The 24226-nt window shown below is 66.2% G+C and carries 20 protein-coding genes; 5 read left to right on the top strand and 15 right to left on the bottom strand.

Translation table 11 applies throughout. From position 1 onward, the window contains the following. Positions 1-33 precede the first annotated feature (33 nt). Positions 34-981 (bottom strand): FecR domain-containing protein, encoded by a 948-nt coding sequence (locus IAE40_RS17965; RefSeq protein WP_200603633.1) that lies wholly within the window; start codon positions 979-981, stop codon positions 34-36. Beyond that, complete coding sequence (locus IAE40_RS17960; protein ID WP_112897975.1) at positions 978-1493, bottom strand: sigma-70 family RNA polymerase sigma factor; 516 nt, start codon at positions 1491-1493, stop codon at positions 978-980. Before IAE40_RS17960 ends, IAE40_RS17965 begins: the two co-directional genes overlap by 4 nt. A 212-nt stretch (positions 1494-1705) precedes the next feature. Here IAE40_RS17960 and IAE40_RS17955 point away from each other — a divergent pair, with 212 nt between their 5' ends. Further along, complete coding sequence (locus IAE40_RS17955; RefSeq protein WP_197891490.1) at positions 1706-2827, top strand: mechanosensitive ion channel family protein; 1122 nt, start codon at positions 1706-1708, stop codon at positions 2825-2827. Between the two features lie 15 nt (positions 2828-2842). Here IAE40_RS17955 and IAE40_RS17950 read toward each other — a convergent pair whose 3' ends face one another. The 3 genes from IAE40_RS17950 to IAE40_RS17940 form a co-directional block, all read right to left on the bottom strand. Further along, entirely contained in the window at positions 2843-3856 is a 1014-nt protein-coding gene (locus IAE40_RS17950; protein WP_200603632.1) for a hypothetical protein, read from the bottom strand. Next, positions 3853-4470, bottom strand: a complete 618-nt coding sequence (locus IAE40_RS17945) for an FMN-dependent NADH-azoreductase (RefSeq protein WP_200603631.1) — start codon at positions 4468-4470, stop codon at positions 3853-3855. The genes IAE40_RS17950 and IAE40_RS17945 overlap by 4 nt, the downstream gene beginning before the upstream one ends. A gap of 90 nt (positions 4471-4560) precedes the next feature. Then, entirely contained in the window at positions 4561-4992 is a 432-nt protein-coding gene (locus IAE40_RS17940; protein WP_200603630.1) for a GNAT family N-acetyltransferase, read from the bottom strand. A 93-nt stretch (positions 4993-5085) separates the two neighbouring features. Here IAE40_RS17940 and pdxR point away from each other — a divergent pair, with 93 nt between their 5' ends. Both pdxR and IAE40_RS17930 read left to right on the top strand, forming a co-directional pair. Continuing rightward, positions 5086-6543, top strand: coding sequence for a MocR-like pyridoxine biosynthesis transcription factor PdxR (pdxR, locus tag IAE40_RS17935; RefSeq protein ID WP_200603629.1), 1458 nt, complete (start codon positions 5086-5088; stop codon positions 6541-6543). A 150-nt stretch (positions 6544-6693) separates the two neighbouring features. Further along, on the top strand, positions 6694-7182 hold the full coding sequence (locus tag IAE40_RS17930) for a DUF1097 domain-containing protein (RefSeq protein WP_112897971.1): 489 nt from the start codon (positions 6694-6696) through the stop codon (positions 7180-7182). Between the two features lie 33 nt (positions 7183-7215). Here IAE40_RS17930 and IAE40_RS17925 read toward each other — a convergent pair whose 3' ends face one another. From IAE40_RS17925 to IAE40_RS17885, 9 genes are all read right to left on the bottom strand, one after another. Then, positions 7216-9891: a TonB-dependent receptor domain-containing protein gene (locus IAE40_RS17925; RefSeq protein ID WP_200603628.1), complete on the bottom strand. Its 2676-nt coding sequence runs from the start codon at positions 9889-9891 to the stop codon at positions 7216-7218. A gap of 95 nt (positions 9892-9986) precedes the next feature. Further along, positions 9987-10928, bottom strand: a complete 942-nt coding sequence (locus IAE40_RS17920) for a DUF4880 domain-containing protein (RefSeq protein WP_200603627.1) — start codon at positions 10926-10928, stop codon at positions 9987-9989. Then, positions 10925-11434 (bottom strand): sigma-70 family RNA polymerase sigma factor, encoded by a 510-nt coding sequence (locus tag IAE40_RS17915; RefSeq protein ID WP_125930204.1) that lies wholly within the window; start codon positions 11432-11434, stop codon positions 10925-10927. Before IAE40_RS17915 ends, IAE40_RS17920 begins: the two co-directional genes overlap by 4 nt. A gap of 83 nt (positions 11435-11517) precedes the next feature. Then, positions 11518-12396 carry an alpha/beta fold hydrolase gene (locus IAE40_RS17910; protein WP_200603626.1) on the bottom strand — a complete coding sequence of 293 codons (879 nt, stop codon included), beginning with the start codon at positions 12394-12396 and terminating at the stop codon, positions 11518-11520. Further along, complete coding sequence (locus tag IAE40_RS17905; protein ID WP_232233459.1) at positions 12389-13600, bottom strand: LLM class flavin-dependent oxidoreductase; 1212 nt, start codon at positions 13598-13600, stop codon at positions 12389-12391. Before IAE40_RS17905 ends, IAE40_RS17910 begins: the two co-directional genes overlap by 8 nt. A gap of 8 nt (positions 13601-13608) precedes the next feature. Further along, positions 13609-15228 carry a dipeptide ABC transporter ATP-binding protein gene (locus tag IAE40_RS17900; protein ID WP_200603625.1) on the bottom strand — a complete coding sequence of 540 codons (1620 nt, stop codon included), beginning with the start codon at positions 15226-15228 and terminating at the stop codon, positions 13609-13611. After that, positions 15225-16073, bottom strand: a complete 849-nt coding sequence (locus tag IAE40_RS17895; protein ID WP_200603624.1) for an ABC transporter permease — start codon at positions 16071-16073, stop codon at positions 15225-15227. The genes IAE40_RS17900 and IAE40_RS17895 overlap by 4 nt, the downstream gene beginning before the upstream one ends. Further along, positions 16070-17062 (bottom strand): ABC transporter permease, encoded by a 993-nt coding sequence (locus IAE40_RS17890; RefSeq protein WP_200603623.1) that lies wholly within the window; start codon positions 17060-17062, stop codon positions 16070-16072. Before IAE40_RS17890 ends, IAE40_RS17895 begins: the two co-directional genes overlap by 4 nt. Then, complete coding sequence (locus IAE40_RS17885; protein WP_082420836.1) at positions 17059-18675, bottom strand: ABC transporter substrate-binding protein; 1617 nt, start codon at positions 18673-18675, stop codon at positions 17059-17061. The genes IAE40_RS17890 and IAE40_RS17885 overlap by 4 nt, the downstream gene beginning before the upstream one ends. A gap of 300 nt (positions 18676-18975) precedes the next feature. Between IAE40_RS17885 and IAE40_RS17880 the strand changes: the two genes are divergently transcribed. Next, positions 18976-20340, top strand: a complete 1365-nt coding sequence (locus IAE40_RS17880) for a tetratricopeptide repeat protein (RefSeq protein ID WP_200603622.1) — start codon at positions 18976-18978, stop codon at positions 20338-20340. Positions 20341-20392: 52 nt separating this feature from the next. On the opposite strand, the gene IAE40_RS17875 is transcribed toward IAE40_RS17880, so the two are convergent. Then, entirely contained in the window at positions 20393-21391 is a 999-nt protein-coding gene (locus IAE40_RS17875; RefSeq protein WP_153773066.1) for a P1 family peptidase, read from the bottom strand. 362 nt (positions 21392-21753) lie between these two features. Between IAE40_RS17875 and IAE40_RS17870 the strand changes: the two genes are divergently transcribed. Beyond that, positions 21754-24189: a TonB-dependent receptor plug domain-containing protein gene (locus tag IAE40_RS17870; protein WP_200603621.1), complete on the top strand. Its 2436-nt coding sequence runs from the start codon at positions 21754-21756 to the stop codon at positions 24187-24189. Positions 24190-24226: the final 37 nt, after the last annotated feature.

The raw sequence follows: 24226 nt of genomic DNA, 5'->3' as shown, positions 1-24226 counted from the left end.
GATGACAAGCGGGCGCCAGAAAAGGGACAGCGGTCAGGCAATTTTCTTGCGCGGGGTCAGCGACACCCAGTAGCGGGTGCGATAGTGCACCTGAAGCGGCAGGCTCGCCGCCAGCAGGGCCAGAATGCGGTCGGTGTCGTCGAGCTGGAAAGTACCGGTCACCGCCAATTGCTCCAGCGCCGGATCCCAGCGCAACACCCCGGGGCGGTAGCGATCCAGTTCACGCAGCAGATCGCCCAGGGGCTGGTCGTCGACGATCAACAAGCCCTGCTGCCAACCGGGCAGTTGGGCGTCGAACGGCTGGCTGGCGGTCACCCCGGAGGCGCTCAGCGTCGCCCGCTGACCAGCCTCCAGGCGAACCGCTGGCCCGGCCAGCGGTTGCAGGCTGACCTGGCCACGTGTAACCGACACCACACAGTCCTGCGCACGCTCACGTACGCACACCCCAGCCCCCTGCACGCGCACCAGGCCGTCGCGGGTCTGCACCTGCAGCGGGCCAACGGCGTCGAGGGCAATCTCGCCCTGCACCAACTGCAACCAGTGGCGGCCTTCGACGAAGTCCAGATTGACCGCCGTGGCGGTGTTGAGCTGCAACCGGCTGCCATCCGGCAAGGTCAAGCCGCGGCGCTCGCCTGTGGCGGTACGCAGATCGGCACGCCAGCCGTCCAGCGGTAACTGCCGATAGCCCAGCCAGGCCAGCGGCAGCAGCGCGCCAAAACCCAGCATCTGCTCCAGCACGCGGCGGCGATCTGGATCGGGGCGGTCCAGGCAAGCCACCGCCAATGGCGCCGGTACCTGGGCGAAGCGCTGGCGCAGCCCCTCGGCCTTCTGCCACAAGGCTTCATGGGCGGCACTGCGGGCTCGCCAGCGTTGCAGCGCAGCAGCCTGCTCCGTGTCGAGCTGGCCGGCATCCTGCAAGGCCAGCCACTGCGCTGCCTCACGGGCCAACTGGCGTGCGCCGACCTCCGCCGGGGCGCTCACAGGTCCACCAGCAGGCAGTGTTCGTATGCCTTGGCCATATAGCGTTTCACCGTACGCTCGGACACCTCCAGTCGCGCGGCGATGCTGGCGTAGTCCAGCCCTTCGAGCTGCGACCAGAGAAAGGCCCGGCGTACCACGGCAGGCAGGCCATCGAGCAGGTCATCCAGGGCCTGCAAGGTTTCCAGCAGCAACCAGCGCTGCTCCGGTGACGGTGCAAGCGCCTCGGGCAGGTTGGCGAGGGCGTCCAGGTAGGCCTGCTCGAGGCTGCGCCGCTTGTAGTGATTGACCAGCAACCGACGCCCGACCGTCAGCAGGTAGGCCCGTGGCTCGCGCAGGCTCGGCACGGCCTTGGCCTGCTGCGCCGCGAGCACCCGCAGGAAGGTGTCGTGGGTCAGGTCCGCCGCCGTCCAGGCATCGCCCAGGCGCCGGTGCAACCAGCCTTGCAGCCAGCTGCGATGGTCGCGATAGAGGGTGTTGAAGCTGGGTTCGGGTGCCGCGGCGGGGTCGGACATTCGGAGGCACACTGGGGAAGGATGAGATACGAATGCGAGTGATTCTAATTATTTCTCATTCGCTCGCCAAGGTGCTCTGCTCTGATCCGCCTGCGAAGCGGCGGCAAGAGCCACCGGCGAAATCCGATTAAACCCTCACCTACCTCTCCCTTCTAAACAGTTTGTGCCCCACGGCACACCCTGCAATCAACACCACCTCGGAGGGGGACCCGATGGACGAACGATTTCTGCAGTTGCTGACCACCACCACGGTATTCGGCATCTCCATCCTCAACCTGCTGCTGGCCCTGACGGTGACCGTGATCACCTTCCTCGTGACGCGCTGGGCGCTGAGTTTCCTCAAGCGCCGCGCCCGCCAGTGGTCCAGCCATGACGGGCAGCTCAGCAAGGTCATCACCCAGGTACTCGAAGGCACCAGCAACTTCCTGCTGATGCTCGCCTCGCTGCTGGTCGGCCTTGGCGTGCTGGACCTGCCGGAACGCTGGCTGGACCGGGTCGGCAGCCTGTGGTTCGTGGTCGCAGCCTTGCAGATCGGCCTGTGGGCCAACCGCGCCATCGCCATTGGCCTGACCCGCTACTTCGCCCGCCACGACACCGGCAATGCCTATCGTGGCAGCGCGCTGGCGACCCTGTCGGGCTGGGGCGCGCGGGTGCTGCTGTGGTCGGTGGTGCTGCTGGCGATGCTGTCGAACCTGGGCGTGAACATCACCGCCTTCGTCGCCAGTCTTGGCGTCGGCGGCATCGCCGTGGCCCTGGCGGTGCAGAACGTGCTGGGCGACCTGTTCGCCTCGCTGTCGATTGCCGTCGACAAACCGTTCGAGGTCGGCGACTTCATCGTCATCGGCTCGCTCGCCGGCACCGTGGAGAACATCGGCCTGAAGACCACGCGCATCCGCAGCCTCGGCGGCGAGCAGATCGTCATGGCCAACGCCGGCATGATCAGCAGCACCATCCAGAACTACAAGCGCCTGCAGGAGCGACGCATCGTCTTCGAGTTCGGCCTGTCGTACGACACGCCCACAGAGGCGGTGAAAAAGGCCCCGGCGATCGTCGAGGAGTCGATCAAGGCCCAGGGCCAGGTGCGCTTCGACCGCGCCCATCTGCGTGGCTTCGGCAAGGAGGCCCTGGAGTTCGAGGCCGTCTACATCGTCCTCGACCCCGGCTACAACCTGTACATGGATATCCAGCAGGCGATCAACTTCCAGTTGCTCGAGCGCTTCGCCAAGGTCGGCGCCAAGTTTGCCGTCGGCGCGCGCTCGATCAAGGTGACGGGCTTGCCGGAGGCCTCGAACCAGTTCACGCAGGTCAGGGGCCGAGACTCGCTGGGGAACTGAACGCCGCCCCCGGCGCTACAGCCTCACCCCGCACATCCCGGCGATGATTGCCAGCGCAATGGCCGCGCAGGCGAGCAAGCCACTGCGCCAGATCAGACGCACGGTCCGCTCCCGCACACCGTGCGCCTGCATCACCACGCGCAGCCCCAGCAGCAGGTGCACCAGGACCAGGAACACACCCAGGGTGTAGTGCGGCACCAGGCGGATGTTCCAGGGATCGAACAACAGGCCGGTGGGCGCGCCGGTGGCGAAATTCCAGTCGGTGGGAATGCCCAGGTAGGTGCGAGCGTAGATGAACACCGAGTTCATGTGCCCAAGCACGAACAACGACAGGAACACCCCGGACGCCACCTGCAAGGTGCGCAGCCGATCCTGTACCCGCGCGCTCCAGCGCCAGGCCAGGTGCAGGCCGCTGACCACCTGGAAGACGAAGGCCAGCACCAGCAGCGGTTCGATGAAGCCTGCCCGGTAGACGGTACGGCCGAGGTCCATGACCTGAGCGTGCAACTCAGGCCCGACCAGCCCGGTCAGGTGATTGGCCAGGTGGAACAGCACGTACAGGCACAGGATCGCCCCACTCACACCGTGGGCCACGCGCCAACGACCCAGGCCCCCGGTGACGGACGCCGCCGCCTGCTGCCGCCCGCTCAGCAGCGCAAGCGCAGCCAATCCCAGCCACAGCACGCACCACACCAGCGGATCGGGCAGCGTGCTGCCCAGCAGCGCCTGCACCACGCCGAGAAACACATACAGGGTCGGCGCAGCCACGCAGGCATAGGCGAATCGGCGCACGCCCACCGACACATCGGCACGCCCGGCCACCAGCAACCCCGGAATCGGCACGGCAAAGGCCAGCGCAAGCGCAATCACCGCGCCGATGCCATCCAGGCCGCTCGGCTCGCTGACATAGGCGTGGAACAGCATCAACAGAAACGGATACACCAGCACCGCCACCAGCGGTACGGCCAGCGGACTGCGGCTGCCCAAGCGCTCGAGCGCCAGCGGTGTGGGTTGTTCGACAAGGGTCATGGACGCGCCCTCTCCTCAGCCAGGCTGCGCAGCAGCCGATCATGCTCAACGCGCAGTTGCGCAGGCTCGAGTACCGCGGTGCCCTGCAAAGCCAAGTAATGCACCGAGCGCAGGCCGATGCAGGCAAAGGCGGCGCTCAGGTAGGGGGTGAGAAAGTCCGGCTGGCCGGGACGCTCGCCACTGAAAAAACCACCGGCTGCGATCGCCACATGCACCGGACGATCGGCGAGCAGGCCGGTCTTGCGCCCCTCGGCTGTACGACCGATGGTGCGTCCGACGCGCATTACCTGGTCGAGCCAGGCCTTGAACACCGATGGCACGGTGAAATTGTGCATCGGCGTGCCGATCACCAGCACGTCGGCGTGCTCGATTTCCGCGATCAGTTGTTCGGACAGCGTCATGGCCGAGCCGGCCAGTGCCTCCTGCAGCGCCTGGGGTGACTGCAGGCCGTCGGTGTAGGCTGCCGACGCATGGGCGATGGGCGTCAGGCCCAGATCACGGCGAGTCACCCGCACCTGGGACATGTCTTCCGACAAATGGGCGACAAGCGCTGCCGAAAGCGCCCGGCTGTAGGAGCCGGCCCTGGTGCTGCAATCGATATGCAGAATATTCATGCGAGGGTTCCGAACAGGGGCTTGCGGATGCAGGCCAGTGGACACGGGCTCATCGGTAGTCTCCGGGAGAGGGAAAAGCGAAACGCCGGGCTACAGGGCCTGGCTGAAGTGCAAGGCCTTGGCCAGCAGGCCCTGGCGGAAATAGAAACGCTGACCCAGGGCGTTGCCCAGCGCGGTATCGAGCACCAGGTGCGCGCAGCCCTGTGCCCGGGCCTCCTCGCGCAAGGCATCGATCAGGGCCGCGCCCAGGCCGTGGCTGCGGGCCTCGGCGCTGGCGACCAGGTCATCGACATACAGGAAGCGTCCGTAGAGCAGGTTCTCCTGCAACCGGTAACCGGCCAGCGCCTTGGCCTCCTCGCCCTGCCAGGCCGCCAGCAGGCGATAGTTCTGGCCGGCCTGGCGGCGCACCTGGTCGATGAACGCGGCGGCATCGGCAAGATGAGGTCGCAGTTCGCCCATCACCGCAAAGCAGGCTTGCAACTGCGCGTCGGTTTCGGCGTGGGCCAGGCGAAAGGTATTCATGGCATGTGTCTCTTGAGGTCTGGCCGCCACTCTAGGAAGATCATGACCTACCTCACAGGTGCAAGAATCGCTCAATTGAATGGGACATGCCCCATGGACCTGCAACAGCTCAAACCCAGCCGCGAACACACCGCGCCCATCTACCTGCAGCTCTACCAGCGCTATCGCGAAGCGATTGCCAAAGGCAAGCTGCGAGCGGGTGACCGGGTGCCCTCGGTGCGCAGCCTGGCCAGTGAGCTGAATCTGGCCCGGGGCACGGTGGAGATGGCTTACCAGATGCTGGTCGGCGAAGGCTATTTCATCACCCGCGGAGCGGCGGGCACGGTGGTTGCGCCAGGGCTATGCAAACTGTCCGGCGGCGCCCAGGTCAACCTCGAGCAGGCTGCACCCTCGCAGCAGCAGAAACAGGACCCACGCACCGAGCTGCCGCCCTTTCGCCTCGGGTTGCCAGCCTTGGATGCGTTCCCACGCAAGACCTGGGCACGTCTGGCAGCGCGTCACCTGCGCGGCCTCGACAATCCGGCCATGACTACGCCTCCGCCCGCCGGCCATACGCAATTGCGGCGCGCCATCGCCACCTACCTGGGCATCTCCCGCGGCATCAACTGCAGCCATGAGCAGGTGTTCGTCACCAATGGCTACCGTGGTGCGCTCGACCTGGTATGCCGAACCCTGCTGCGCCCCGGCGACCTGGGCTGGTACGAAGACCCGGGCTACCTGCACGCGCGCCAGTGTCTGGAGCACCTCGGCATGCGCCTGCAACCGGTGGCGGTGGACCGCGACGGCCTGGACGTCGCGCAAGGTCGGCGCCTGGCGGCGGATGCGCGGTTCGCAGTGGTCACACCGACCCACCAGAGCCCGATGGGCGTGGCACTGAGCCTGCAACGGCGGCTGGAGCTGCTGGACTGGGCCATGGCCGGCGATGCCTGGATCGTGGAGGACGACTACGACAGCGAATTCCGCTATCACGGCCGCCCCCTGCCTGCGCTCAAGAGCCTGGATCGCGAAGGGCGCGTGCTCTACACCGGCACCTTCAGCAAAGTGCTGTATCCCGGCCTGCGCCTAGCCTATCTGGTGGTGCCGGTATCCCAGGTCGAGCGCTTCAACGACAGTGCCTGTCACCTGCCAGGCCCTGGAGCCGTCGCGCCGCAGGCGACCGTGGCGCAGTTCATGGAGCAAGGCCACTTCGCCCGTCACCTGAACAAAATGCGCAAGCTGTACGCCACCCGCCGCGGCTACCTGGTCGATGCCTTGCAGGAACGCCTGGGCACACGCCTGAGCGTGCAACAGCAGGCCGGAGGCATCCATGTGCTGGCGCATATCCTGGATGCAACCGACGAGCGCCTGCTCGCCTCTCGCGCTCGAGCCGAGGGCATGGCGCTGCTTGCGCTGGGCGAATGGCGGGCACAGCCCTCGCCAGAGCAAGGGCTGCTGATGGGCTTTGCTAACTTCATCTGCGCCGAAGACGCGATGGCAGCGGTAAGCCAGCTGGAAGCGGTGTGGAAGGCGCTGGACGACACCGCAACGGCTAAAACACGCGGAAACAAATGAACATCTTTTGTTTCAATTTCAAAACACAAACAAATTATTACAATTACTTTGTTAATTTAAATGGAATTAACAAGCTCTTGCTCAGGTGATTATCCCGCTGGGGAATCGGACCAGAATCCGGCCGTCAACCCACCCCAGAGGAACCACACGATGAGCAACCTTCCCGTTTCCCGCAGCCACTACCTGACCGTCACCCTGGTCGCAGCGGTCACCGCCGCCGCCGCCTCCGCCACAGCCCTGGCCATGCAAGTGCCGGTCTGGGCCATGTTCATCGGCTGGATCGCTTTCTTCACCCGCGGCCTGACCACCCGCTCGACATTGGAGAACCTGGGCTGCGTCTGGCTCGGCCTGGTCTTCGGCGCGTTGGCGGCAGCAGGCGTGGGCCTACTCGCGCCGAGCGTCGGCGCATTGCTGGCGATCCCGATGGTGGTGTTCCTGGTGGCAGTCATCGTGGTCAGCCTGCGCGGCCTGCCGGTGATGAACAACCTGCTGTGCTACTTCCTGGGCCTGGTGGCCTGGTTCGCCGCGCACCTTGAGCCTTCGCTGGAGAGCCTGGCGCACATGGCCGGCGCCAGTACCCTCGGTTCGCTGGCAGGCTGGATCTCGCACTACAGCCCACGCAAGATCTTCGTGGCCTGATCTGACCCCGCAGTGGGTTCGTGCTGGCAGGCCTCACCATGCATAGGTCAGGCGCGCATAGTAGAAGGCCCCGCTGTAGCCATACGGCGAGAACGTCGAGTACTTGAGGTTGCCACCCGAGCTGTTGGCGAAATCCAGCTTCTCGGGTACCTGGTTGGTCACGTTGTCGCTGCCCACGGTGAACAGCCAGTTGTCATGGCTGTAGTCCAGCGCCAGGTCCAGCACCCACTGCGCGGCGAAGGTCTGGTCCGGGAAGCTGGTGTCATTCTGGTAGCTGGTATAGCTGCCATAGCGCACCAGGTTGCTGCGCAATGTCCAGTTGCCAAGGTTGAAGTCGTTGCCCAGGGTCAACTTGTGTTCGGGCGTGGTATCGCCCAGCAGGCCAAGGCGCTCGCGACGCTCCAGCAAGGAGGTGGTCGGCAGCCCCAGTTGGGCGAGGATGGCCGGGTCTTCCTTGGTGTCGGTGACCTTGGTGTGGTTGTAGTTGTAGCCCGCCGTGGTGTTCCAGCGCACACCGTTGTCGAACTGGTAGCGATAGCTGGCCACCAGGTCCACGCCGGTGGTGCGGGTATCCGCGCCATTGGTGAAGTAGCGGGCGCTGGTGTAGTTGATATCGCCCACACCACCGGCCCGTAGGTAGTCGATGGCCGTCTGGTTCAGGCGCAGGTTCGACGACAAGGTGATGCGGTCGCGGATATCGATCCGGTAGACGTCGGCGGTGATCTGCAGGTCGTCGGCCGGGCGCAGGACCAGGCCGAGGCTGTAGTTACGCGACTTTTCCGCCTTCAGTTCGTCTGCCCCGAGCAGGCGCGAAACCGGCGCATCCACCGGGAAGATCCCTGCCTCCTGAATCACCCCGTCGACCAGTTGCGAGGATGTCGACGCGAAGTGCTGCTGGGCCAGTGACGGTGCGCGAAAGCCCGTGGACAGGCTACCGCGCACCGCCACCGCCGGGGTGAAGTCGTAGCGCGCCGAGAGCGAGCCACTGACGTTCGAGCCGAAGTCACTGTAGTCCTCGTGACGGGCGGCGGCGGAGACACCGAGCTTGTCGCTGAACTTGGTTTCCAGGTCCAGGTACTGGGCGAAGTTCTGCCGGGTCCAGTGCCCGGCATCGGCATCGCGGAAACCGGCGTAGCCCTGGCTGCCGCTCTTGTAGTAGGAGGCCGGCTCCCCGGCGTTGACCTCGTAGCCCTGGTGCAGGTACTCGGCCCCCACCGCCACCGACACCGGATAAGGCAGCCAGCCCAGTTCGACATCGCGGGCCAGGTCCAGGGTCACTTGTTTCTGCTCGCTGGTCAGGCGGCCATTGTCGAAACTCAGCGGGGTGCTGCCGGTGTCGTTGAACAGCGCGCGGTTGAGCGTGCGGGTATTGATGCCGTAGTCGTTGCGACCGTAGCTGGCCGAGAGATCGTAGCGCCAGTCCTGGCCCAGGTCGCCGCGCAGGCCGGTGGTCAGCGAGGAATCCTCCAGCGTGCCGTTGATCAAGGGCAGGAAGCCATTCGGGTAGAGGCTCTGCACGTTGCCGGAGTTGTTGCTGGCGCGGTAGAAGGCCGCCGTCTGGCCGTGGGTCTTGCGGTAGCCGCCAAAGGCATAGAGCTGGGCCTGCTCGTTGAGGTCGAGCTGGCCATTGAGGAAGAACTTGAGGTTGTCGTTGGCCGGCTCGCCCTGGCGGAACACCTGCTGGCCGTAGGTCGTGGAGCCGAGGCTGCCGGGGCGCAGGTCATCACCGGCGCGGTTGGTGTAGTCGTTGTCGCTGCCCTCGGCGGACAGGTTCAGCCAGCCCTTGTCGCCCAGCGCAAGACCGGTGTTGGCCGACGCCTGGCGCTGGATACCATCGCCCTTGTTGTATTGACCGAAGCGGGTACTGACCGAACCTCCGCTGGCATCGTGCTTGAGGATCACGTTGATCACCCCGGCGATGGCGTCGGACCCGTAGCGCGCCGACGCACCGTCGCGCAGCACTTCGATATGGTCGATCGCCGAGATCGGGATGGCGTTGAGGTCCACCGGCGCCGAACCGCGCCCAGCGGCGCCGCCGAGGTTGACGAACGCCCCGCTGTGCCGGCGCTTGCCGTTGACCAGCACCAGCACCTGGTCGGGCGACAGACCGCGCAATTGCGCCGGCCGCGCCAGCTCGGCACCGTCGACCAGGCTCGGCCGCGGGAAGCTGATCGAGGGAATCAACCGCGCCAGCACTGCGCCCAGTTCCTCGGAGCCGGTGGCGCCCAGGCTTTCGGCGGAAATGATGTCGATCGGCGACAGCGACGCGTTGGCCGTGCGCTCCTGGGCACGGGTGCCCGTGACGATCACCTGCTCCAGGCGGACGTCCTGGCTGGCACCCTGAGCGCGGGCTTTACCTGCCGCAGCGGAGGCGGCAGGTGCAGCGGAAATCACCACGCCGTCCTCGCCCTGGCGATATTCCAGGCCACTGCCCTGGAGCACCTGTTCCAGCGCCTGGTCACTGCTGTAGCGCCCTTGCAGTGAGGGTGCGCGCTGGCCGGCGACATGCTGCGGGTCGAAGGCAATCGGTACGCCGCTCTGGCGTGAGATCTGCACCAGGGTCTGGCCCAGGTCGCCAGCCGGCAGGGCGTAGTCGACCAGGGGCTCGGCAGCCAGTGCGTGGCTGCCAGGCGCCAGCAGGCTACTGCCCAAGGCGACGGCGAGGGCAAGGCAGGAGTGGCGGAACGTGGCGTGAATCGGGTTGGGCATGGCGGGCCTTTTCTGCAGTGGGGTTTGCGCTAATGAGCAACCAGCGGGCGAAACCTGCAGAAAAGGCTTGGATCGATTGGTGCTTAGCTTATGCATCACGCGAGGTCGATACTCACCCACAGCGCGCCCACGCTCGCCAGCCGAATCGGCAAGGCGGCGGCGATCAGGCGCAGTGCCCGCGCGCTGTCATCCAGTGGAAACAACCCGCTGATCCTCAACTTCGCCGCCTCGGGTGTAATCCTGAGCACGCCGTGCCGGTAGGCACGCAAGGCCTCGACCACCTCACCCAGCGTACTCTCGCGCGCCTCGTACAGCCCGCTGAGCCAGGCGCTCGCCGCAGGGTCCGCACGCCCCAGCCAGAGCGCCTGCCCGGCGATCAGCCGTGCCTGTTGCCCCGCCCTCACCCGCAGCGCATCGCCCTGGCGCGTGCGCACCACGCTCTGGCGCGCAAGCACGGTGAGCCTGACCTCGCCGTCGAAACGCTGCGCAAGCAGCAGCGTGCCGCCCTGCTCCACCTCGATGTCGGCACGCGCAGTCTCCAGGGTGAGGGACGGGCCGCTGCACTCGAGTTGCAAGGCGCCCTGGTGCACGTAGAGCGTGCTTGGGGGGCGCGGGCTCACCCGCGTCTGCGCATCGAGGGTAAGGCGGCTGCCGCCGTCGAGTACGAAGCTGCGGCGCTCTGCGGTCAAAGTCAGCAGATCACCCGGCGCCCAGATGCGCTCGCCAACGGTCTTGGCTGCCAGTGCCGCCACACCGAGGCCCCCCAGCGCACCCAGGCTGTTCCTGAGAAACCGGCGGCGCCCGGAGGGAAGCTGCAATGCCGCGATCACCTGCTCTTCGGGCAGGCGCTGCAAGCCTGGCCGCTTGGCCTCGCCCAGCCCCTGGCTCATGCGGCGAAATACCTGGGCATGCATGGCATCGCCGTCGTGCCAACGCTGGAAGGCGGCGGCATCCTCCTCGCTCAGGTGCCCCGAATGCAGCAGCGCCATCCACTGCGCCGCCTCGTCGATCACCTGGGCCATGGGCTGCTCGCTCATGTGTCCAGCGCCTGGTAGCACAGGCGAAACGCTTCGCTCATGTACTGCTGTACGCGGCTGACGGAAATACCCAGCCGATGGGCGATATCGCTGTAGGTCATGCCACCGAGCTGACTGTGGATGAACGCCGCCTTGCCCTGGCCGGGCAAGCCGTCGAGCACACGGTCCAGGTGCAGCAGGCTGTCGATCACCAGGTGCGCCTCTTCCGGAGAAGGCTGCACCTGCGCTGGCAGGTCGCGAACCCAGCGCACATAGGCACGTTCGAGGTCGCGGCGGCGCCAGCTCTCTTGCAGCAGGCGCTGGGCAATGGTCGTGAGCATCGCCCGCGGCTCGCGAATGGCCGCCGGATCCGGCAGGCCGAGGATGCGCACGAAGGCTTCCGAGGCGATGTCTTCGGCGCTGTGCGGGCACGCCATGCGGCTGCGCAGGCGAGCGCAGAGCCAGGTGTAGTTCTGCACGAACAACTGCCCGAGCAGCTGTTGGGTCGATGACGGCCGCAAATCCATGTCCAACCTGCCAAGCTAAAGGCTGGCACTGTGCCTCAAAGTGGAAATCCGAAAAAGGAATATAAAATTAGATAAATATTCCTTTATGGAATAACCAGCTTGTCGTCACGCTTCACCTCCCTCAACAGACGCTCAAACGCCTCCAGCACCTGTGCCGGACGCTCCAGCATCAACTGATGGCCGCACTGGGCCAGCACCTGGAACTGTGCGCGCGGCAACTGTCGCGCCAGGGCTTCTCCGCCACTGGCGGGCGTCAGCCCATCACTGTCGCCAGACACCACCTGTACCGGCAGGTCGAGCCCGGCAAGCGCCTCGGGCTCAGGCCAGCTCGCGCTGTTCATCAGCGCCTTGAACACATCCAGGCGGTTGCGCTGGGCCAGGCCCTCCTCGTACTCGATCAGCGCCGGGTCGGCCAGCGGATGCCAGGCCCGCGCACGAAAGTCCTTGGCCAGGATCGGCCGCAACAGCTTCAACAACCAGGTCGGCAGGCCCAGCAAGCCACCGCGCCCCGCAGGCCGCTGCAACAGGCTGCCCAGCAACAACGCGCCGTCGATACGCACGTGCGGCAGCTGACGCGGCAGCTCGAGCAACGTGCTCATGGCCAGGCCGCTGCCATAGGAGTGCCCCACCAACAGGTTGCGCCGCCCGGCATGGCGCTGCAGCAATGCCACCTGGTCGGCCACCAGCGCCTCCCAGGCATAGGCGCTGGTGTCATGCGGCTTGTCGCTGTCGCCGTGGCCGAGCAGGTCCCAGGCCACCAGGGTGTAACCCTGCTCGCGCAGGCTTGGCCACAGCTCGCGCCACTGATCCTTGTTGCCACCACTGCCATGCCCGAGAAAGACCACGGTGTCGGGTTCGTGGCTGCCGGGCTGCACAGCCACGCTCAGCCGTCGTCCGGGGCGCACTTCGATGAGTTGGCCGCGCACCCGCGGCAAGTCGGCGAATCGGTTCGGGTCAGCCATGGGCACCTAGGGCCTCCTTACAGGCAAATGAATCGGGACGGGCCAAGCCCAGGTGGTCGCGCAAGGTGCTGCCCTGATAGGCACGCCGGAACAGCCCTCGGCGCTGCAGCTCAGGTACCACCTTGTCGACGAAGGCCCCCAGGGCATCGGGCAGATACGCCGGCATCACATTGAAACCATCTGCGGCGCCCTCGGTAAACCATTGCTCCATCTGGTCGGCAATCTGCCGGGCGTCGCCTACCAGCACCAGATGGCCACGTGCTGCGGCCATGCGCAAGTACAGTTGACGGATGCTCAGCCCCTCCTCACGGGCCACGCGGATCAACAGCTCACGGCGGCTGACGCCGGACTCGGTGCCCGGCAGATCCGGCAACGGCCCGTCGAGAGGATACGCCGAAAGATCGACACCCCCGGCAATATCGGCCAGCAACGACAAGCCGACTTCAGGCTGCACCAGTGCCTGCAACTGCTCGAACAACGCTTGGGCCTCGGCGCGCGAGTCGGCCACGATCGGCAGCACCCCCGGCATGATTTTCATCTGCTCGGCACGGCGCCCGAAGCGCGGTAGCAGCGCCTTGAGTTCGCGATAGAAACGCTGGGCACCGGCCAGTTCCGGCTGTGCGGTGAATACCACTTCGGCATGGGCTGCCGCCAGCTCGCACCCCGCCCGTGAAGCGCCGGCCAGCACTTGCACGGGCGTCACCCCAGCGCTTGCCCAATGACGCTGCAACTGTTCGAGAAAACGCCGGGCCAGCTCATAGCGCCGGGCGTGTTCGAAGTGCCCGTCACGCCCGAAGTTGAACGCTTCCTGGGCATTGCTCGACGTCACCAGGTTCCAGCCGCTGCGCTGTCCACTCAAGGCCTCGAGCGAGGTGAAGGCCTGCGCCAGGGTCTCGACCTGGTTGTAGGAGGTGGTGACCGTCGCCACCAGGCCGATGCGCTCGGTGACCGCCGCCAGCGCTGCCAGCAAGGTCAGCGGCTCGAAATGCTCGGTGCGTGCCATGCGGCTCAACGCCTCGCGATCGCCCGGCAGCATGGCCAGGGTGTCGGAGAGGAACACGGCATCGAAGCAGCCGCGCTCGGCGGTGCGTGCCAACTGCCTGTAATGGGCAAAGTCCAACCCGCCATCGGCCTGGGCATCAGGGTGACGCCAGCCCGCGACATGGTGCCCGGTGGCCATGAGAAAGGCGTTCAGGCTCATCATCCGCCGGCTCATGGGGTGGCCTCGGCCACTGGCGCCTGCACCGCGAAGTCCTGCAACAGCCTGCGCGTGTAGGGATGCGCCGGCCGTTCGAGCACGTTGCGGGTCGCGCCCTGCTCCACCACCTGGCCAGCCTGCATCACCGCGATGCGGTCGCACAGCCGCGCCGCCACCCGCAGGTCGTGGGTGATGAAGACGATGCTCAGCTTAAGGCGCCGCTGCAGGTCTTCGAGCAGTTCGATGATCTGCACCTGGATCAGCGCATCGAGTGCCGACACACACTCATCGGCAATCAGCACCTTTGGCTCCACCGCCAGCGCCCGGGCAATGCCGATACGCTGGCGCTGACCACCGGAGAATTCATCGGGGTAGCGTGCCAGCGCGGTGGCCGGCAGCCCGACCAGGGCCAACACGTCGCGCGCCTTCTGCGCCGCCTCTGCCTGGCTGCGCCCCTGGGCCAACGGCCCGGTCATCAATTGCGTGCCGATACGCTGGCGTGGATTGAGCGAGGCGAAGGGATCCTGGAAGATCATCTGCACCTGGCCACGCAAAGGCCGTAGCTGCGTCTCGGGCAACCCTGTCACATCACGTCCGTGCCACTGCAGGCTGCCAGCATCGCTGCGCAGCAGGCGCACCAGGCAGCGGCCCAGGGTCGACTTGCCCGAGCCGGACTCGCCGACGATCCCCAGGGTTTCGCCCTCGCCCAATTGCAGGTCGACACCCGCCAACGCCTGGGTCGTGCGTCGGCCCCACCAGCCGATGCGGCGGCTGAAGTGTTTTTCCAGTTGTCGTGCCTGCAACGCCAGCGCCCCTTGCCCCAACGGCGGCCGTGGATGGGCCGGCACGGCACCGGCGGCAGCGATCAGTTGTCGGGTATAACGCTGCTGCGGCGCGCTCAGCACCTGGGTACAGCTGCCTTGTTCCACCACATGGCCCTGCTGCAGCACCAGCACGCGATCGGCGATGGCCTCGACCACGGCAAAGTCGTGGGTGATGAACAGCATGGCCATGCCGTGCTCGCGCTGGATACGGCGCAGCAGGTCGAGGATCTGCCGTTGCGTGGTCACATCCAGCGCCGAGGTCGGCTCATCGGCGATCAGCAGCTTCGGCGCGAACGCCAGGGCCATGGCAATCACCACTCGCTGGCGCTGCCCGCCAGACAACTCGAAGGGGTAGGCATGACGCAAGCGCGCGGGATCGGGCAGCCCCACATAGCCCAGCAGCTCGATAACCCGCGCGCGACGCTGGGCAGCGTTCTTCATGCCGTGGGCCTGGAGTGTCTCGTCGATCTGTCGGCCCACGCCGAGCAGCGGGTTGAGTGCACTCATCGGCTCCTGGAAGACCATGCTGATATCGCGCCCGCGCAGCGCGCGCATGGCCGCATCGTCCAGTTTGGCAAGGTCATCACCGCGCCAGCGCAGCGTGCCCTGCTCCACCTGCACAGGCGTCGGCAGCAGGCGCAGCAGGGCCTTGGCCAGCATCGACTTGCCCGAGCCGGACTCGCCTACCACGCACAGGCACTCGCCTTCGCGCACCTGCAACGACAGGTCGTGAAGCGCATGGCTGCGATCACCGCCTGCTGGCAGTGCGATACGCAGGTGCTCGATATCGAGCAGGATCGGCTGGCTCATGACGACACTCCTGTTCGGCGGGCAGGTTCGAATGCGATACGCAGGCCTTCACCGACGCGGTTGACCGCCAGCACGCTGAGCAGGATCGCCAGCCCCGGCAACAGGCTCATCCACCAGGCCTCGCGCAATACACCACGCGAGGCGTTGATCATGTAGCCCCAGCTCATCGCCTCTGGATCGCCCAGGCCGAGAAACGCCAACGCCGCCTCGGTGAGAATCGCCGTGGCCATGACGAAGCTGAGCGTCACCAGCAGCGGCGCCAGGGCATTGGGCAGGATCTGCCGGAACACGATCGCCAGCGGCGACTGCCCCAGCACCCGCGCAGCCTGGACGAACTCACGCTGGCTCAGGCTGAGGAATTCGCTGCGCACCAGGCGCGCCACACCCGGCCAGGCGACCAGGGCGATGGCCAGCACGATGGTGCCCAGCGACGGCTCCAGTACCGCCACCAGGATCACCGCCAGCACCAACTGCGGAATGATCTGGAAGAACTCGGCCACGCGCATCAACAGCGCATCCAGCCAACCGCCGAAGTAACCCGCGAGAGCACCGACCAGCAAGCCGACAAGCAACGTGGCCAGGCTCGCCAGCGCCCCCACCGCCAGTGACACCCGGGCGCCATACAGCAGCCCCGTGCCCAGGTCGCGCCCCAGCAGGTCGCTGCCTAACCAGTGCCTGGCCTGCGTGAAGGGCGCGAGCATCGGCGTGGTGTTCATTTCCCAGGGAGACCCCTGGCCGATCCAGGGTGCCGCCAAGGCCAGCAGCCCCAACAGCAGCAGGAACACCGCGCCAGCCAGTGCCGCGGGTTGCCCGAGAAAACGTTGCCACACGCTTGAATCCCTCATCGTACTGCCCCTCCCGCTGCGATCCGCGGGTCGAGCAGACGGCAGGCCAGGTCAGTGAGCAGGTTGAAGCCGACCACCAGGATCGAGATCAGCAGAAAGCCGCCCAGCAACACGCCGTAGTCGCGCTGGGACAGGGCGTCGTACATCAGTCGGCCGATGCCCGGCCAGGAATACACCACCTCGATCAGCAAGGCGCCGCTTGCCAGTTGCCCCAGTTGCAGCCCGGCGAAGGTCACCACCGGCAGCAGCGCGTTGCGCAGCACATGGGCGAAGACGATGCGCGCCGGATGCAGGCCCTTGGCGCGCGCCGTATAGACATGCTCCTGGCGCAGTGCTTCAAGGGTGGACGCGCGGGTCAGGTGCACGTAGAGGGCGAGGAACAGAAAGCTCAGCGACAGGCATGGCAGCACCAGGTGACGCAGCCGGTCCGCCAGCCAGGGGACGCCATGCAGGTCGCGGGCAACGGTCTGCATGCCGAACGCCGGCAGCCAGTCGAGGTGGACCGAGAACAACAGGATCAGCAGCATCGCCAGCCAGAACGGCGGCGTGGCGAACAACAGCAACGCACCATTGGCGATCAGCCCGTCCAGCCAGGGTCGGCGCTGGCGGTTGAACGCTGCCAGCGCGCCCAGGCCGACCCCGAGCACCGACGAGACGAGAAACGCAGCGCCCATCAGGCTCAGGGTGGCGGGCAGGCGCTCGGCGAGCAGGTCCCACACCGGTGCCTGGTTGCGGTAGGAATAACCCAGGTCCAGATGCGCCACCTGGCCCAGGTAACGCCACAACTGCTGTGGCAGTGGCTGGTCCAGGCCCATGTCGCTGCGCAGCTTGGCAACGTACTCGACATCGTCGATCCCGGCCTCGCCGGCCATCAGCAATGCCGGGTCGCCAGGCGCCAGGCGCACCAGCAGAAAGCTCAATACCAGCACCCCAAGGACCATCAGCAGTGCACGCCCCAGGCGCCCACCGAAAGACCTCAAGCCGCTCATGGCGCCGGGGCGTCCAGGTAGACGCTCTCATAGTCTTCGTTGAGGCTGGTGGCCGTCTGCAGCAGGTTCTTCACCTGGCTGTGGAACAGCGTCGGGTAGCGCATCTCGAAGATCGGCGCGACCGGCAGCTCGTCGTTGAGCAAGTGCTCGAGCTGGCTGTACAGGCGGGTGCGCTCCGCGCCCTCGGGCGTATCGGCGACCTGGTTCCACAAGCGGTCGGCCTCGGCATTGCGGTAGCCGCCGACGTTGGCGAAGGGCGACGTCTTGACGATGTAGTCGGAGCGGTACAGGTAGGCATTGACCAGATAGGGATCGCCGATCTGGAAAATGAAATTGTAGGTCAGGTCGAAGTCCCAATCGCTGACACGCTGGAACCAGGTGGCCGCATCGGAGGTCACCACCTGCACCTTGAAGCCCAGCGGCTGCAAGGCCTGACGGGTGTATTCGGCAAGCCGTTCCCAGGCCCCGCCCTTCTCGCCGTTGAGCAGGCGGATCCGCACGGCGCCCACATCCACCCCGGACTCGGCGATCAGCGCCTTGGCCTTGGCAAGGTCGTAGCCGTACTGCGGCAGTTGCGGGTCGTGGTAAGGCGAACTCGAAGCGAAGGCGCCCGGCGCGACCTTGCCGGCACCGAAGAAAATGTTGTCGACGATGAACGGGCGGTTCAAGGCATAGAGGATCGCCTGGCGCACTTTGGGGTTGTCCAGTGGCGCTTTGCGCGTGTTGAACTGCAGGAAGGCCAGGCCCGAATACAGCTCCCAGCCCTGCTCGGAGGCGTGTACCCCCGGTAACGCTGCGAGACGTTTGAGGTCGGCATAGTCGGCATCGCCGCTGCGCAGCACCTGCACGTCATCGCGCTCGAAAGCGGCCGCGCGCGATGAGCCATCGGGGATCACGTGGAAGACGATGGCATCCAGGTGCGGCAGGCCCTTTTTCCAGTAGTCGGGGTTTTTCACCAGCTTGATGTAGGCGCCTCGCTTCCACTCCTGGAACACGAAGGGCCCGGTGCCCACGGGCTTGAGGTTATAAGGGTTGCTGCGAAAGTCGGTGCCGGCATACAGGTGCTCGGGCACCACCGGGCGCAGGCCGCTGCCGAGCAACGAAAGGAACGGAGCGAAAGGCTTCTTCAGGTGAAAGACCACCTGTTGCGGATCACTGGCGTCGATGCTGTCGACGTACTCGGCGAACACGCTGCCGACGCGCTTGTCGACTTCCGGGTAGAAGGTGCCAAAGCTGAACTTCACATCGGCCGCCGTGAAGGGTTGGCCATCATGCCAGTGCACATCGGGTTGCAGCGTGAAGCGGTAGGTCAGGCCATCCGGCGCAACGCTCCAGCTACGCGCCAATACCGGTTGGGGCTTGAGCGTGGTGTCGAAGGTCAATAACCCTTGCAGGATCTTGCCGCTGACGTACTGGGTGGAAACGTGGGTGACCACCCCGTGCATCAGCGACGGCGGCTCAGGTTGGGCGATCAGGTTCAGCACGCCACCGTCGCGCGGCGCGGCATGGACGCTGGCGGCAAGAAGCGCGGCACCGGCCAGCAGGCCCAGGCGTTTCAGGGCAAGACGCAGCGGCCCGGGGTGAGGCGGACGGCGGTGGGCTTGATGTGGCATGCGGACTCCTTGGCGATGATTGCACGGGGCACAGGCCCCTCTGCAGGGCATTTTTGCAAGGGGTGTGCCACTGCGCGCAACGCCTGCCCACGGGCACCGCAGGGGCTCGTGACGCAACTTCACTGATGAAAAATCCACAGCGCGCGGCGTGAGTGTGGAAAAAGCAACAGTGTGCCCGGCGATGCATCGCTTTCCACGGCTGCGTCCAGCCGCGCCGCACCGCGCATGAGGTGCGCGCAAGCCAACTGGCACAGCCCTTGCCCTGCTTGTCAGATCGACAATCCACCGGACACTCGACCCATGTCACAGGACTACCTCGGCAACCCTCTCGATACCGAACACCCCCAGGCCCGCATGGCGCTGGACGATTTCATCGGTGGCTTTCTCGGCTACCACCCGCGCGCCGAAGCCATCCTCGCCAGCGCCGAGCGCCACCCCGAATCAGCGCTGAGCAATGCCCTGGCCGGCATCCTGCTGATGTTCAGCGAATCGCGCGAAGGCCCGGCCCTGGCCGAGCGCTATCGGCAGGTCGCCGCTCGGGTGAACGCACCGCATCCGCGGGCGGCGTTGTACCTGGCGCTGCTGCAGGCCTGGATGGACGAGGACCTGGACCAGGTGCTGCAGCTCAGCGAAACCCTGCTTGAGCACTACCCACGCGACCTGTTCGCCGCCAAGCTCAACCAGTATGTGCAGTTCAATCGCGGCAACTGGCCGGCCTTGCTGCGCATCGCGCTCAAGGCGGTCGATGGCTGCGGGGATGTCGCCCAGAGCCACGGCATGCTGGCCTTCGCCTACGAGCAGTGTCATTTGCTCGAGGAAGCCGAGGCCAGCGCACGCCAGGCCCTGGCACTGCAGCACGACGAACCCTGGGCGCAGCATGCGCTGGCCCATGTGATGCTGACCCAGGGGCGAATCGAGGAAGGTATCGCCTTTCTTGAGCGCGTCAGCCCGCATTGGCAAGGGCTCAATTCGTTCATGTACACCCACAACTGGTGGCACCTGGCGCTGTTCTACCTCGGGCGTGGCGACCAGGCGCGGGTGCTGGAGATCTATGACCGGCATGTGTGGGGTGTGCTGCCCGCCTACTCGCAGGACCAGGTCGGCGCCGTGTCGTTGCTGGCCCGGCTGGAACTGGCGGGCGTCGACGTGGGCGAGCGCTGGCAAGCGTTGGCGCCCTACCTGCAACAGCGCCACGACGACACGGTACAGCCGTTCCTGAGTGTGCAATACCTGTATGGGCTGGCGCGCGCCGACAAGCCCGAGGCACAAAGGCTGCTGCAGGCACTGCGCGAACGCGCACGCGAGGCACCGCCGTTCAGCCGGGCGGTCTGGGCCGAGGTGACAGTGCCGCTGGCCGAGGGTTTGCTGGCCCATGCCCGTGGCGAACATACGCTGGCGTTGGCGCGGCTTGGCGTGGCCCTGCCACGGCTGAACGAGATTGGTGGGAGCCATGCCCAGCGGGATCTGTTTGCCCAGATCGAGCTGGACGCGCGGCTGGGGGCGCAGGATTGGGCCGGGGCGCAGCAGGTGCTGGAACTGCGACGGCGCTACGACGGGCTGGACGTACCGACCAATCGAGCGCTGGCGCGGGTGTATCGAGCCTTGGGGTTGCCAGGGCTGGCGCAGGCTGCGGTGGCGCGCGTCGAGGAGGTGCTCGGGCGCTAGCCGGGCGACGGCAAGCATGCTCCCCGAACACCGGCAACGCCGGTGTCTGCCTCTACCGCGCGCGCCGCGCCTCGTACACCCCCCGGGCGATTGCGCGGGCCACGCAACTGGCCGCCGCCGCGCCGATGCGGCCGACATCCACCTGCCGCCGCGCCCCACTGCTCAATTCGACCTCGCCGCTGGCCAGGGCGAACACGGTGTCGCCATCGAATGGCAGGTGCGCCGGACGCACCGCCATGGCAATGCCATCCTGCCCCATGATCGCCACACGCTTGCACTCGGCAGTGCTCATCCGTGCAGTGCTGGCGATCACCACCAGCGTGGTATTCGCCCCAGCCTGAAGACGCCCCATCGAGTCCAACCGTGACAGTTCGGGCATCGGGTCGCTGCAATCCTGATCAGCGCGAGGGCGAACACCACCGGCCTCGCCCTCGATTTCCCACGGCCAGGCCCAGAAGGTTTCGCCATCGGGCATGTACACCGAACCGATAGGGTTGGCCACCACCAGCGCCGCGACCATCACGCCATCGCCCAGGTCCAGCGATGCCGAACCCAGGCCACCCTGGAGCACACCTGCCATCGCGCCACGCCCGGCGCCCGCCGCGCCAAGGGCGAAATCGGCGGTGCAGTTGCCCAACGCCTCGATCCCCAGCCGCCGGTAAGGCGGCTCCATCCCCCAGCGCTTGTCGCCGCCATTGGCCAGGTCATGCAGCACAGCGGCTGGCACGATGGGAATGGCCGGTGCGCCGGCCTTCAGATGCAAGCCCACACCCTGCGCAGACAAAGCGGCAGCCACCCCGTCCGCCGCGCCCAGCCCGAACACCGAGCCGCCGGCAAACACCAGGGCATGCAACTGCCCCACCATGTTTTCCGGTTCCAGCGCCGCGGTTTCACGCCCACCCGGGCCGCCACCCCGAATATCGACGCTCGCCGTCCATGGGCGTTCGGTACGGATCACCGTGACGCCAGTGGCGACACGCTCATCGAGGGCGTGGCCGACCAGCAGGCCAGGGATGTCGGTGAGCAAGTTGCGCGGTCCGGGGCGTGGCATCGAATGAATTCCTTGAAAGAGGGTTCGTGCCCCGGAGCAAGTGGTGTGCCAATGCCGGCGGTGCTGCCTGGCGTCCCATGGCAAGGACGACGTCACTGCGCAAAAACCAACACCTTGGCCAGACACTGCTACAAAAACACCAGTCCACGCCTCGCCCTGATCTCAAACCCTTGTCCAGAAAGGCCTTTTCAGCCTGGCACAGCCCTTGCTCCAGGCTCCGCCACCAGAGCTTGAGACCGGAGCCACGCGCAGTCGGCAACAAGCCGCCTCTGATCTTTTCGCGACGCAGAGACGTCGCCTTACTCGACAAGGTTGGCCACCCAGCAGGGCGCGAACCGGGGAACACACTGGAGCCTTCGTACATGACTTCTTCACGCCTTACCGGTTTGCGCCGGCCGTGCAAGACCTTCGCCCACAGCCTGCTGTTCCTCGCCCTGTGCGAGGCCGCTGGTGCCGGCAGCCCATTGCTGGCCGCCGAGAGCAAGAGCGACAACCCGCTGGACACCGTGGTGGTGGTCGGCAACCGCGGCCAGGCGCGCACCCTGGCCGAAAGCCCGGCACCGGTGGATGTCATCTCGTCCAAGCAACTGCTGGCCACCGGGCAGCCTGACCTGACCCGCGCCCTGAGCCGCGTGCTGCCCTCGCTCAACCAGCCTGCATCGTCCGGCTTCGGCTCCACCTCGGTGGTGCGCCCCATCAGCCTGCGTGGCCTGAACGGCGACCAGGTGCTGGTGCTGGTCAACGGCAAGCGTCGCCACAACAGCGCCTTGCTCAATAACGGGACCTACCTCAACTCTGGCTCGCAGCCGGTCGATCTCGACATGATCCCCACCGCCCTGGTCGACCACGTCGAAATCCTGCGCGACGGTGCCTCGGCGCAATACGGGTCGGACGCTATCGGTGGCGTGGTCAACATCGTGCTCAAGCAGACCGACCACGGCGGCAGCCTGAGCACCAGCTATGGTCAGAACTACGAGAACGGTGACGGCGAAACCGTACGCCAGACCGGCAACGTCGGCCTGGCCCTGCCCAACGACGGCTTCATCAACCTGGGCGTGGACATCAAGCACCAGAAGATTTCCGACCGTTCCGACAATGCGCCCTACACCGACAGCGCCGGCAACACCAGCCTGCAGCACACCTACTACGGCACGGGGTTGCCCGAAGCGCGCAACTTCAGCCTGGGCTACAACGCCGAACTCCCCGTGAGCGATGCGCTGACGCTGTACTCGTTCTCCACCTACACCCGGCGCAACTCGGAAAAGCCCCTGGCCTTCCACCAGCCATCGACCTTCGACGGCATCGCCACGCCCTTCCCCGAAGGCATAGAAGACACCCTGCGCTTCATCGAAAACGACTTCCAGGTGGCCTTCGGCGGCAAGGGCAACGTCGCCGGCTGGGACTACGACCTGTCGAGCACCTACGGCCAGGACCACGCCGAAGCGACCCTGCGCCATACCTACAACCTGAGCTACGGCCTCGACTCGCCCACCTCGGTGGACACTGGCGTGAAGACCTTCAGCCAGTGGACCAACAACCTCGACCTGACCCGCGCCTTCGACCTCGGCCTGGCCAAGCCGACGCAGATTTCCTGGGGGCTTGAACAGCGCTACGAGAACTACAAGATCGGCAAGGGCGACTACGCCTCCTACGCCAGCGGCCCGTTCACCACCGGCGCCAGTGGCAACCCGATCGCACCGGGCACCATTTCCGGTGCTGGCACCACACCCGCCGACGCCGCCGAAAAAGGCCGCACCAGCCTGGCTGGCTACGGCGAGATCGGCCAGGACCTGACCGACAAATGGCACGTCGATCTGGCGGGTCGCTACGAGCACTACAACGATGGTTCAGGCACCACCACCAACGGCAAGTTCGCCACCCGCTACCAGCTGACGCCGATTCTCGCTGTGCGCGGCAGTTTCAGCACCGGTTTCCGCGCGCCCTCGCTGGCCCAGCAGATCTACAGCTCGACTTCGCAGAGCAACGTCAACGGCAACCTGTTCGACTACCGCAACGTAGCGGTCGATTCGGCCGTGGCCAAGGCGCTGGGGGCCAGCACCCTCAAGCCCGAGAAATCCACGAACTTCGGCCTGGGCCTGACCCTGCAGCCGACCGATGCCACCAGCATCACCCTCGATGCCTACCAGATCAAGATCAAGGACCGCATCGCCCAGACCGGCTACCTTGGCGGCACCCCGCAGATCACCGCGATCCTCGCCGCGGCCGGGCTGCCCACCAACCAGTCGGTGACCTACTTCACCAACGCCCTGGACACCACTACCCGCGGCATCGACCTGGTCGGCGACTACCGTCAGGCGCTGGGCGCCTACGGCAGTGTGCGCTACACCCTGGGCTTCAACTGGAACACCACCGAGATCGACGATATCCACGCCTCGCCGGTGGCCCAGCAGGCCCTCGGGCCTACCGGTGGCTATGACCGTCAGCGTCAGGGCAACCTCAAGCACGGCCTGCCCGAATCCAAGCTGCTGCTGGGCGCCACCTGGACCATCGATAAGTTCGAGATCGGCCTGAACCTGACCCGCTACGGCGAGTACACCCAGTACGGGACTACCGAAGCCTTCGACCGCACCTTCTCGCCGACCTGGATCACCGACCTGAACCTGGACTATCACCTCACCTCCAGCCTGACCCTGACCGCAGGCGCCAACAACCTGTTCAACGTCTACCCGGAACGTACCCACCTGCCCAGCAGCTCCGGCGCCTTCCCCTATGGCAACTTCTCGCCCTATGGCACCACCGGCGGCTACTGGTACACCGGCCTGACCTACAACTTCTGACCCACCGCCCTGTCGCCCCGCAGGCGGCAGGGCCCTG

Origin of the sequence: Pseudomonas sp. S44 (genome assembly GCF_016624805.1) — a bacterium.
Taxonomy (GTDB): Bacteria; Pseudomonadota; Gammaproteobacteria; order Pseudomonadales; family Pseudomonadaceae; genus Aquipseudomonas; species Aquipseudomonas machongensis.
The sequence above is the reverse complement of the archived record's forward strand: the minus strand, read 5'-3'. Positions and strand labels throughout refer to the sequence as shown.